Raw genomic sequence first — 11,178 nt, 5'->3', positions numbered from 1 at the left:
GGGTGGGAGCCGGGCTTGCCCGCGATGCAGGCACCTCGGTTATTCAGCCAGACCGAGGCGATGCTATCGCAGGCAAGCCAGCTCCCACACAAGCCCGCTCCCACATTTTTTACTGCATTTCAGGTTTATTGGGCGCCGCTGACCGCACCGGCTTTGGACATCACAAAGCTGAGGAACTGCTCAACGGTCATCTTCTGGCCGTTGAAGGTCACTTCGTTATTGGCGTAGTGCAGCTTGGAGACCACATCGGTACCCACCAGGGTCGCCAGTTGAGTGCCGACCGCCATGCTGCTGACCATCTCGGCCGCCATCTGCGATTGCTGCTCGATGGCTTGCGGGTCGGTCACGCCGCCCACCTGGGCTTGCAGGGCCGCCACGTCGCTGATCATCGGCTTGGACAGGGTGAGGTTGGCATCCAGCAGCGACACCATTTGCTTGCCCAGCTCAACCGGTGGCAGTTCCATGGACGTTGGCTTGGTCAGGTCCACCACCAGGTTGAACTTGCTTTCGCCACGGGTGGTTTTGAGCGACAGGTTTTCCACGGCCAGTTGCGGCTTGGCGGCCAGCACCTGGTTGACGTTGGCTTCGGCCAGGGCTTGCTCGGCTTCGGTCATTTGCAGCTCCGGCACCGGTTGACCGGCAGCGGCGGCGGCTTGCACCGGTTGCATTTTGTCCTGGTAGAGCTTGGTCAGCACCAGCATCGCCGGGATGTCGACGTTCTTCATGCTCACGGCCATGGCGGCCGAACCGACTGCTTTGCCCTGGTAGCCGATCTCGTCGATCTTGTAGTCGACGCGGCCAGCCAGGTTGTTGTCCTTGGTCTCGCTGGAGTCTTTCTGCTCGAAGCCTTTGAGGGTCAACACGGCTTTCTGCGGGCCGAAGGTGACCTTGGTGTCGGTCAGCTCCACGGTGTTCTGGCCGGTGTAGAAACCGAAGGTGGTTTTTTCCAGGTTGCTGGCCACGGTCAGGCCGGCCAGTTCCGCTTCGAACGGTGCGCCTTCGGCGTCCACTGCGGCAACTTTGAGGCTGTTCATGAAGCCTTCGGCCTTGACCTTCTGGCCTTCGGCGCTGCTGTCGAAGTTGAGGTTGGCGCCGGAGAAGCTCACCGACGAGGTGGCATCCTTGAATTCCAGAGGCAGCAATTCGATGTTGCCGCTGACCGAACGGCTATAGCCGATATTCGCCACGCCTTTGAGCGGCGACACGTCTTTGCTGGCGGCGAACCATTTTTCGGTGGTGGGGTTCTTTTCCAGTTCGTAGTGACTGGTGGCCATGACCGGCAACCACTTGAGGGTCACCAGGCGCGAGAACGGCAGCGGGCCGTGTTCGATATGGTCGACGAACAGCAATTCAGGGTTCGGGTTGTCTTCGCCGAACACGCTGCCTTGGCCCTTGAGGCGATAATGCGCGGTGCTGCTGAACACGCCACGGTCCAGGGACACCAGCTCCAGGGTCACGCTGCCATCGACGCCGGCCATGGAGGTCTGCAGTTCTTTATTGGCGCTCTGGATAGCGGTTTGCAGGACCGGCTCCAGTTGTTTACCGGTGTACCAGGCACCGCCCGCACTGACGGCGCCGACGGCGACAACAAAACCCAAGAAAACAACGGCTGGCTTATTCATGAAGTGACCTGATCAAATCCTGTGAGAAGTGGGCTGTCTTCCTTGAACCCCTGAGGGGATTGGCTCAAGCCCGCCGAAAACGGGGGAAGATTAGCACTGGCGGGCGTAAACGGCCCAGCCTTTCAGAGGGATCAGTTCAGCAGGAGTTCAGGAGTACTCTTGTTCGACTTCATCCAGTTGGTGATCAAAACTCTTCAAGCGCGCGGTCCAGGTGTACACCAGCACCTCGAACTCGCGGTGTATCACGGCATTGCCGGGGGTGTCGGCCTTGGGGTCGCAAAAGTCCAGCTGGTAGCGCTCGCGGGCCATTTGAGTGGCCACGTCGGACAATTCCCGCGCGTTATCCAGCCAGTGCCTACCGTCAGCAACCTGTCGGTCCAGCAGCACGCATTGTTTTTTCAGGACTTCGAGGCTTTTTTCCAGCGGCGTGCCGGTGAGGTCGCCCATGACTTCCTGGAACGTGCGCCCCGGCTGCCAGTAACTGCCCCAGAAATAGCGGTCGAATACGGTTTCGACGCGGCGCAGGGCAACCTTGGTGTCCCAGATCGCCACGCGGGTCTTGCCTTGTTCGAGGAGTTTTTTCTTCACCCGCTGGTTTTGATACGACGCCCAGGCCACCACGCCGATGGACAAGGTGCCGATCACCAGGCAGGCGCTGTCGAGGAACACCATGGCCTTGTCGAGTTGATGGGCGAGCATGACGCCGTAAAAATACGCGGCCGATAACAAAACCAGTGCGAAGAGCACGCACCAGAAAGCGGGAGCATAAGGGTTTTTCATTCTTGGAATCCCCATGAGCAAACGCGAGCTTTGTCGGGTGAAGCGTCACGACGCCTCACCTGACAAAGCATAGCAATCACCTCACGGTTTGCCGGGTTTTACCCCTTGCGTTCGTCCGCTTTCCCAACCGCCGCCCAGGGCCAGGAACAGATCGATCTGGCTCATGGCAACCTGGGTGTTGGCCGCCGCCAGTTGCGCACGCATATCGGTGTAGGTGCGCGTGGCTTGCAGGTCGGCCAGGAAGGATTCGCGGCCGGCCTGGAAGAAGCGATGGGTCTGGCCGGCGGCTTCTCGCGCCGACTGTTCGGCGTCGGCCAGGGCGTCGCGGCGTTGCAACACGGCGGTGTATTGGGCCAGGCCGGTCTGGGTTTCGCGGATGGCGTTGAGCACCACGCCGTCGAAGTGGGCCAAGGCGCCCTGGGTCGCGGCTTCAGCTTCATGCACGCGGGCGCGGGCGCCGTTGGTCGGTACAGTCCAGCTGATCATTGGGCCAAAGCCCCAGCGGTTGGTAGCAGGCGTGCCGAGGTTTTCCAGCAAGCCGACGGTGCCGACCGTGGCGCCGATGCTGATATCCGGGTACAACGCGCCGGTCGCCACGCCGATGCGTGCCGTAGCGGCGGCCAATTGGCGTTCGGCCTGGCGCACATCAGGGCGGCGCTTGAGCAGCGTGGCGCCGTCGCCTACTGGCAGCAATTGAGCGATATGCGGCAGCTCAGCGCAGGTGCCCGTGCCGGCTGGCAGTTGGTCGACCGGTTTGGCCAGCAACATCGACAGCCGGAACAGCGCCGCCTGACGCGAGGCTTCATAGCGCGGTATGTCGGCGCGCAAGGATTTGTATTGGGTTTGCGAGCGAGTCACCTGAGTCTCATCGCCCCGCCCGGCATCGCGCAGGCGCTGGGTCAGTTTGGTGCTCTGGGCTTGCAGGTCGAGGGACTCGTTGGCAATCGCCAGTTCTTCGTTGGCCGCGCACACCTGGGTATAGGAGCGCACCACATCGGCCACCAGGGTGATGCGGGCGATATCCGCCGCGGCCTGGGTCGCGTCGGCGCTGGCCTGGGCGCTTTCGATGCCACGCTGCAAGGTGCCGAACAGGTCGAATTGATAAGACGTGGTAATCCCGACGCTACCGATATTGCCGACCGGGACTTTGTCCGGCAGCAAGAAGGCCTCGCCAGACTCCTGCAAGCGCTGGGCCTCGGCCTTGACGCCGGCACTCCAGCCGCCAGCGGATTCAGCCTGCTGCACCTGGTAACGCGAGCGCTGCAGGTTGGCGGCGGCCACGCGCAGGTCGGTGTTGGAGGCCATGGCCTGGCGCACCAGTTCGTCCAGGCGCGGGTCTTTGTACAGCTTCCACCAATCGGCCGGCACCGGTGCCGAGACGACGTTGCTGCCCTCGCCCATGATCGGCCCTTGCAGGTCGCCACGGTTGACGGCGGCCTGTTCCGGCAGTTTGTAATCGGGCCCCACCACTTGGCAGGCCGACAGCAACAACCCCAGGGAAGCGGTTGCCAGAAGCCGCTTCATGGTTTGTCCCCGTCTTTGACCTTGTCGTCGATGATCGACACCGTCGCGGTGCGCCCGGCGATCATGCGAAAGTCCGCCGGCACGTCATCAAAGGCGATACGCACCGGGATCCGCTGGGCCAGGCGCACCCAACTGAACGCCGGGTTGACGTTGGGCAACAGGTTGGAGCCGCTGCTGCGGTCGCGGTCTTCGATACCGGCGACGATGCTTTGCACGTGGCCATGCAGGCGCGCATTGTCGCCGATCACACGGATGTCCACGCCCATGCCGACATGGATGCCGTCGAGCTTGGTCTCTTCGAAGTAACCGTCGATGTGGAAGGAATTGCTGTCCACCACCGACAGCACCGGGCGCCCGGCGGTGACGAATTCCTGGGTACGCGGTGCGCGGTCGTTGACGTAGCCGTCCACGGGGCTGCGGATCACCGAGCGGTCGAGGTTGAGTTGGGCGGAGTCCACTGTCACCTGGGCTTCGGCCAGGGCCGACTGGGCGCGGGCGACGCGGGACTGGCTCTCTTCCAGTTGCTCGCTGGGCACCAGGTTGCCCAGGCCACGGTTACGCTTGTACTCACGCTGGGCCTGGGCCAGGGTTTCCTGGCGGTCGGCCACGGCAGCCTGGGCTTGGCGCAGGGCCAGCTTGAAGCGGTCCGGGTCAACGGCGAAGAGCACCTGGCCCTTGCTCACCAACTGGTTGTCGCGCACGTCCACGCGCTGGATCAGCCCGGACACGTCCGGAGCGATCTGCACGATGTCGGCACGGATGTGGCCGTCACGGGTCCAGGGCGCAAACATGTAGTACATGACCATGCGCCACACCACGACGACCGCGAAACTCACGACCAACAACGTCAGGACGACACGGCCGATAGTCAAAAAAGGTTTTTTCATGTCATCAAATATCGACTGAGTGAGTCCACAGCGCCCAGCAACAGCGCGTAGAGCCCCACATTGAACAATGCCCGGTGCCAGACCAGGCGATAGAAGTGCATGCGCGTCAACAGCCCGTGCACCACCAGAAACAACACATAAGTAATGCCCATCAGCACCAGCAGCGTGGGCAGGAACACCCCGCTGATATCCAGGTCACCGATCATAAAGGCGCTCCATCGGGTAGCGGCGCTTCCATTTCCGTGCCGCCAATGAATTCCACACCGGGCAACAACGCCAGGCGCAGGCCGGCCAAGGCGTGCAGCAGGTGCAGGCGGGTCTCGTCTTCGTTTTGCAGGCCCTGGCCGTTGAGGGCGCGACGCGTGCGGTCCAGGGTCATCAGCAGACCGCTGGGCGCGGGCAAGCGTTCACCCGCCTTCAGACAGGCCTTGAAGTAACCGCCCACACCTTCCACCACCTGGTTGAGCAACACCCGTGGCACACCGAGGATGCGTGGCGAGTAGGCCAACAAGTCGAGCAGGTTCAGCGCCACGCGCAGGTCGCGCAGGGCGATGCCGGTGTCCTGGCCGGTGAGGGCCAGGCGCGGCAGGTGCTGCATCAGGCGGTCGAGCATTTGTGCGGCCATGTGCCGGTGCTCGGCCAGGGTGGCAGGCTCGGTGAGGCTGACGATGTCGCGCCAGCTGAAACGGGTGAGGCGCTTGGCCGCCAGTTCAGCGCCGAAGGGTCGGGCGATCAAGGTCCACACGAACGCGAACAGCAGGCCCACCGGCCCCGCTAGGTTGACGTTGGCGAAGTTGAGAAAGTCGGCGTCATAGGCGCCCTGGATGCTGATGAAGGACGACGTATTGACCAGCGTCAGCAACATGCCCAGGTAGAAACGTGGCTGCACCGTAAGCGTGCCGATGCAGATAAACGGCACGGCGAAGGCCAGCACCAGCATGGGGAAGTCATGCAGGTTGGGCAGCACCAGAAACAGGTACAGGCTGGCGAACAGCACCGACATGGCGGTCCAGAAAAAGAACCGATAGATCTGCGGCGCCGGGTCGTCCATCGAGGCGAAAAAGCTGCAGGCGACGGCGGCAAGGATCACGGCGCTGCCGCCGTCGGTCCAGCCCAGCAGAATCCACAATACCGAAGCGACAATGATTGCGGTGACGGTGGAAAACGCCGAGTAGAACATCAGCCCACGGTCGAGGAATGGCGTGAGCCGGCCCAGGCGCCAGTGGCGGTAGACAGCGCGCCAGGTGTCCTGGCTTTCGCACTGAATGGCGGCTTGCAGGCTGCGGCAGTCTTGCCACAGGTCGACCCATTCGCCCAGGCGGTATAGGGCGTTGGAGAACAGCAAGGTGTGACGGTCATCCAGCGCTTCGCCTTGGGGTTGCGCGGCGTCGATCTTGTCACGCAGCACGCGCCAGCGATCCAGGGGCGCTTGTTCGGTGGTGCTTTGCAGCCAGGCATTGGCCTCTTCCAACAGCGGCGTGAGCTGATCGAGAAACTCCGGCGCACGGTGCTCAATGGCGTACACCGCATCATCCAACGCGTCGATCACCGGCAGCAGGTGAATCATGCGCCCGCGCAGTTCCTTGGTGTTGCGCACCGTCTGCGGGCGCGCGCCTTCGTGGGGCAGTTGGCCGATCATCAATTCGAGGGTGTTGAAGGTGGCGACCATGCCGCCGCGCAGGTTGCTGACTTCTTCGGGGTCGACCTTGCGGCTGAGAAAGCGCTGGCTGTAGACCTGCGCGTCGCTGAACCACTTGGCCACCGAGCCATCGAACACCGGCATCAGGCGCCGGGGCCAGAACATCGCGCCCACCACCGCCGCGACCGCGATGCCGAGGAAAATTTCTTCGGTACGCGCCTCCGCCACATCCCAGACCGCCAAGGGGTTATCCACCACCGGCAGAGCAATCAGCGGCAAGGTGTAGCCGGCCAGCATCAGGGCGTAGTTATTCGCGGTGCGCAGGTGCATGGACAGAAACAGCAAAGTGCCGGTCCACAACGCAATCACCACCACCAGAATGTAGGGTGACTGCACGAACATCGGCACAAACAGCACCGCCGCCGCCGCGCCCATCAAGGTGCCGATGGCGCGGTACAGGGCTTTGGAACTGGTAGGGCCGACAAACGGGCTGGAGACGATATACACCGTGGCCATCGCCCAGTACGGACGCGGCATTTGCATAAGCATGGCGATGTACAGCGCGATCATCGACGCGGCGAAGGTACGCACCCCGTAGAACCAGTCGCGGGCAGGCGGGAAGCCGGTAAAAAATCCGTTCAAGACGACACAGCCTCAGCCGCTTCGAAGGCGCGCAAGACACGCAGTGCGGCTTGCAGATCGTCGGGGGCGATATCTGCTAACACATCCTTGCGCAGGCGCACCAGTTGCGCTTCCACCGCTTGCACCAACTCACGGCCACGCTCGGTAAGGCTCAGGGCCTTGGCGCGGCGGTCGTGGATGTCTTCGGTGCGGCAGACGTAGCCGTCACCGCACAGCCGGTCGAGCAGGCGCACCAGTGATGGGCTTTCCATACCGGAGGCCTGGGCGACTTTGACTTGATGCACACCGTCACCCAAGCGACCGATCATCAACAACGGCACGGCGCAGGCTTCGGAGATGCCATAGCTCACCAGCGTGGTCTGGCAGATTTTGCGCCAATTACGGGCGCCCACCACCATGCTGCTGCTGAGGCTCATCTGGAGTTGTTCGAGGGATTGAGGCACTGGATAGTTCGCATACAGTTAGTTTGCTAACTATCAATATGGTGGAGGAAGGGTTCGCCGTCAAGTTTTGAAACAATTTCGCAGATGAGTGGTGGGATGCGCGTTTCAGGGTGGGCATCAGCCATCGCTCATTTTGCCCCCGCCTTTTTTTCATACGCCTCATCTGGCGTGACTGGATGACCTCTTACTCGCCCATCAACCTCAGGCTCTCGTTCTCAATAAACCCAAACACCTCCTCCGCCACGCTGTACTGAAACTGCTTACGCCGATGCTTGGAAAGCTTCCCACCGTTATCCAGGCACATCATCACCAGCTTCGACAAATCACTGCCGCGCACGTCGTAGCGTTGGTTCACCGCTTTGATCACACGGTCGTAGCGGTCGAGGAATTCGGTTTCTTCGCGCAGTTCGACTTCCAGTGCGCGGCGGGCCATTTGCAGGGTGAATTCGACGCAGCGGGTGGCGTCCCAGTAGCGGTAGATCGAGGGGTGGCCAATGAAGTCGAACGCCATATGGTCCGCATCCAGCCAGGTGACGTTCCAGAATTCACGGGTTGGCTGGGAAAAGGTTTTGAGCGCTTGCAGGTAGGCTTGCTCTTCATGCTTCATGGCGACAGAGACCGGTAGCAGCAAACCATTTTCCAGTGCGCCGTAGTGGCAGAGCGTCTGGTGAATCAGGAAGCGAGACAGGCGCCCATTACCGTCCATGAACGGGTGCAGGAAGACGAAACCGAAAGCGGTGACCGCGGCCGCAACCAAAGGATCGACGTCTCGCAAGGGCTGGTTGGCGAAGGCCATCAGCTCTTCCATCAATTCCTGGCAAAGCGCGGGGGCTGGCGGTACGTAGCTCACACCGGCTGCGCCACGCAGCCCGTTATGCAGATGGTTCTGTTCGTGGCGAAACGCAACGGCTTTGTCGAAGGGGTTGGAGACGGTGCTGTTTTGCAGCTCGACCAAGTAGTCCTCGGTGAGCAAACGGCCTTCGTGGGCCTGGCGCAGAAGTTGAACGAAGCGACGGGATTTTTCTTCGCTGGGTTGTTCTTTTTCAATGGCAAATGAATCGCGGGTTTCGTGCAGGTACGCCCATTGGATGGCGCGGTCCATCATTTCGGGTGGGAGGATGGCCATGAAGGATTTGGCGCGTGCCAGTATGTCTAGACTCAGTAAAGCGTCGATTTCAGACGTACGCTCGACTGTCGCGCAATAGGCCAATGAGCCCAAACCGTTGAAGTCGATACGCCAGCGGGAATTGCGTGTAGATGGCCCCGTTACGTAGCGTTGCGGATCAAATAGGGGAGAAACTCGGCTGTTGATAGGTTTGCTGTAATCGAGCCGTTGCAACGTCAGGCCCTCCCACAAATAGCAGGCCTTGCGGATGAATACGCCGTTAGGTGCTTTATCCAGCTCTTGCAGCAATTGATCTGCGCTGACCGCGTCAAGTGCCTGAGCGAGAATTGCGAGATTTATGCCTTCGTGCTTGAGGGCAAAAAGAATATGGTCGAGCACCGAATCGGCTGCAGGCGCAACCGCTTGGGGAACAGCAAGGCAATCGCCAATCAACGAGATTCGGGTGACGGGCTTGACCATCGCTGAACGAGCAGGCGCAATGGCTTTCAAACCTAGGAGTTGGTGAAGATGGGCATAGCCGACCAAAGACATCGCGCAACCTCAGAAAAAGTTCACTTGCGCGATTAAAGCCTAGATTTTTTCAAGCCTCATCAATTTTTTTCAAGTTTTGGTCTTTCTGCTCAGTTTTTTGCACCCCTCGCCCACCCCGCAACATCAAATTCAACTCATCCACCACCACCGCCCAATCCGCATCGTCCAGAATCTCCTCACGCAAAAACGCCCTCTGGCTCTCCGTCCAAAAAAACGCCTCCGCGAGTTTCAACTCCGGCTTGAGCGGCGAATGAGAGGCGACAAATTGCTCAATACTGACCGGGTCATCCGGCAAGCCAAGCTGTTTGAACAAAGCCGGCAAGCTGTGCAGTGGCGATTCCATGAAAGGCTCCTCATCAGTAGGTTGAAGTGAGTCTAGCGGCAGCCTTCAGGTTGCGGCGCCGGTGCGTTGCATAGCACGAACAACCGGGCCCTGGCGCCACCGCCGTCCTGGCGACTGAGTTCGCGCCAGCCGTTGGGCAGTGGCGCGAATTCATCCAGGGCTTCGTTGCTGCTGATCAACCATACCCGTCGCGTTTGAGCAGGCAGTGCTGAGAGGCGGTCCAGATAGATGCGGCCACCGTCCTGGTCCACCAGTGTGCCGAAACCATAGGCGTTCGGGCGAGTGGCAGTGCCGTCGGGCTTGGGCGGCGTGTAGAGCTGCAGTTGGGCGTCGGTCTGGTCGTAATACACGTAGCTGAGGTACCACATCATGTCACTCAGGACGATGCGGTCGCCTTCCTGATAGTTGCGATTGACGAACTCCACCGGCACGTTGAACTGGTCGTGTTCATCCACCTCGAAATTGTTCTTTAACCCCAGGAGTTCTACGCCCACAAACAGCGCGAACAACGCCAAGCCCAGCCAGGACAAACGGGAAGGCAAACGGTCGATGGCAAGCGCCAGGACTATCGGCAGGCCTAACGCATACACCGTGAGGTAGCGCTCGATAAACACTGGCGAGATAAAGGACACGCCATAGACCAGTAGCAGCGGCAGCAGGCAAAACAGGGCAGGCAGGCGCGCCGCGCGGTTGCGCCAGGCCTCCAGAACAACCACCACGGCCAGCAGCAGGGGGAACAGCCAGAACAGCGGCGGCCACAGGCCGAGACCGTCATCCTGCAACAGAAACTGCCAGACCATCGACGGCAGGGACAGCAGGTTGACCGGCTCTTCCCAACCAATGTCGCCGCCGACTTTGAGCTGTTCGACGTGCTGCACCAAATCCAGCAGGTTGGGCAGCCAGGGCAGATACACCAACACTATCGCTATGTTGGCGGCCCACCAGGCAGGTCGCGTAATCAAGCGTTGAGCTGGCGCCTGCAATCCCAGATACGCCCAATGCACCAGCACGCACAGCGCGGTGAAGTAGTGGGTATAGAACCCGGCGCTCATTAACAGCACATATACAGCCAAATAACGCGCGCGCTCGGGCTGCCTCACCCAGTACACCAGTGCCAGCGTGGCGCCCAGTAGCCACACGCCCAGAAGCGAATACATGCGCACTTCCTGGCTGTAGCGCACCGCCGTGGGCAGTAGAGCCAGCAGGATCCCCGCCAGCACGGCCGCGCGGCGGGTGGACAGTTGCCGTGTCAGCCAGATGCCCAGGCCCACTACGGCCACACCGGGGATCGCACTCAGGCTGCGAATCGAGCCGATGCTATCGCCGAACACCTCGATCCAACCGCGCAGCAGCAAGAAATACAGCGGCGGGTGCACATCATGGGCTGCGTGAAACCACAGGTCGGCCAGGGCGTATTCGCTGAGCAACAGGCTTGAGCCTTCGTCGCCCCAGATCGCCGCCGAGGTGAGGTGGTAAAACCGCAGGGCCATGGCGAGCGCCAGGATCGGTACCCACCACAGGCGGCTGAGCCAGCCGGCACCTTCCCAGGTCAAGCGATGGAAGGCAGGCAATGCCCCGACTTTTTCGTGTTGCTCTACCACAGACCGACGCATATCGACTCCGCTACTACTGCCCTCTTAC

General features: G+C 61.1%; 10 protein-coding genes. All 10 read right to left on the bottom strand.

The genetic code is table 11. The features are described 5' to 3' along the window. Positions 1 to 125 precede the first annotated feature (125 nt). The 10 genes from GIW04_RS03020 to GIW04_RS02975 all read right to left on the bottom strand — a co-directional run bounded on the left by GIW04_RS03020 (position 126) and on the right by GIW04_RS02975 (position 11,150). Positions 126 to 1,622 (bottom strand): YdgA family protein, encoded by a 1,497-nt coding sequence (locus GIW04_RS03020; protein WP_003187474.1) that lies wholly within the window; start codon positions 1,620 to 1,622, stop codon positions 126 to 128. 147 nt (positions 1,623 to 1,769) lie between these two features. After that, positions 1,770 to 2,402: a hypothetical protein gene (locus tag GIW04_RS03015; protein WP_019819550.1), complete on the bottom strand. Its 633-nt coding sequence runs from the start codon at positions 2,400 to 2,402 to the stop codon at positions 1,770 to 1,772. 81 nt (positions 2,403 to 2,483) lie between these two features. After that, positions 2,484 to 3,926 (bottom strand): efflux transporter outer membrane subunit, encoded by a 1,443-nt coding sequence (locus tag GIW04_RS03010; RefSeq protein WP_003187472.1) that lies wholly within the window; start codon positions 3,924 to 3,926, stop codon positions 2,484 to 2,486. Continuing rightward, positions 3,923 to 4,813, bottom strand: coding sequence for an efflux RND transporter periplasmic adaptor subunit (locus GIW04_RS03005; RefSeq protein ID WP_120247777.1), 891 nt, complete (start codon positions 4,811 to 4,813; stop codon positions 3,923 to 3,925). Before GIW04_RS03005 ends, GIW04_RS03010 begins: the two co-directional genes overlap by 4 nt. Further along, positions 4,810 to 5,019 (bottom strand): DUF1656 domain-containing protein, encoded by a 210-nt coding sequence (locus GIW04_RS03000; RefSeq protein ID WP_003187469.1) that lies wholly within the window; start codon positions 5,017 to 5,019, stop codon positions 4,810 to 4,812. Before GIW04_RS03000 ends, GIW04_RS03005 begins: the two co-directional genes overlap by 4 nt. Beyond that, positions 5,016 to 7,094: an FUSC family protein gene (locus GIW04_RS02995; protein ID WP_034134574.1), complete on the bottom strand. Its 2,079-nt coding sequence runs from the start codon at positions 7,092 to 7,094 to the stop codon at positions 5,016 to 5,018. Before GIW04_RS02995 ends, GIW04_RS03000 begins: the two co-directional genes overlap by 4 nt. Further along, complete coding sequence (locus GIW04_RS02990) at positions 7,091 to 7,510, bottom strand: MarR family winged helix-turn-helix transcriptional regulator (protein ID WP_003187465.1); 420 nt, start codon at positions 7,508 to 7,510, stop codon at positions 7,091 to 7,093. Before GIW04_RS02990 ends, GIW04_RS02995 begins: the two co-directional genes overlap by 4 nt. A 211-nt stretch (positions 7,511 to 7,721) precedes the next feature. Then, positions 7,722 to 9,194 carry a Fic family protein gene (locus GIW04_RS02985; protein ID WP_034134573.1) on the bottom strand — a complete coding sequence of 491 codons (1,473 nt, stop codon included), beginning with the start codon at positions 9,192 to 9,194 and terminating at the stop codon, positions 7,722 to 7,724. Between the two features lie 49 nt (positions 9,195 to 9,243). After that, positions 9,244 to 9,537: a DUF2789 domain-containing protein gene (locus GIW04_RS02980; RefSeq protein WP_120247776.1), complete on the bottom strand. Its 294-nt coding sequence runs from the start codon at positions 9,535 to 9,537 to the stop codon at positions 9,244 to 9,246. Between the two features lie 32 nt (positions 9,538 to 9,569). Then, positions 9,570 to 11,150, bottom strand: coding sequence for a glycosyltransferase family 39 protein (locus tag GIW04_RS02975; RefSeq protein WP_120247775.1), 1,581 nt, complete (start codon positions 11,148 to 11,150; stop codon positions 9,570 to 9,572). Positions 11,151 to 11,178 lie beyond the last annotated feature (28 nt).

Origin of the sequence: Pseudomonas sp. PA-4-8C (assembly GCF_021606625.1) — a bacterium.
Lineage (GTDB): Bacteria > Pseudomonadota > Gammaproteobacteria > Pseudomonadales > Pseudomonadaceae > Aquipseudomonas > Aquipseudomonas lactis.
The sequence above is the reverse complement of the archived record's forward strand: the minus strand, read 5'-3'. Positions and strand labels throughout refer to the sequence as shown.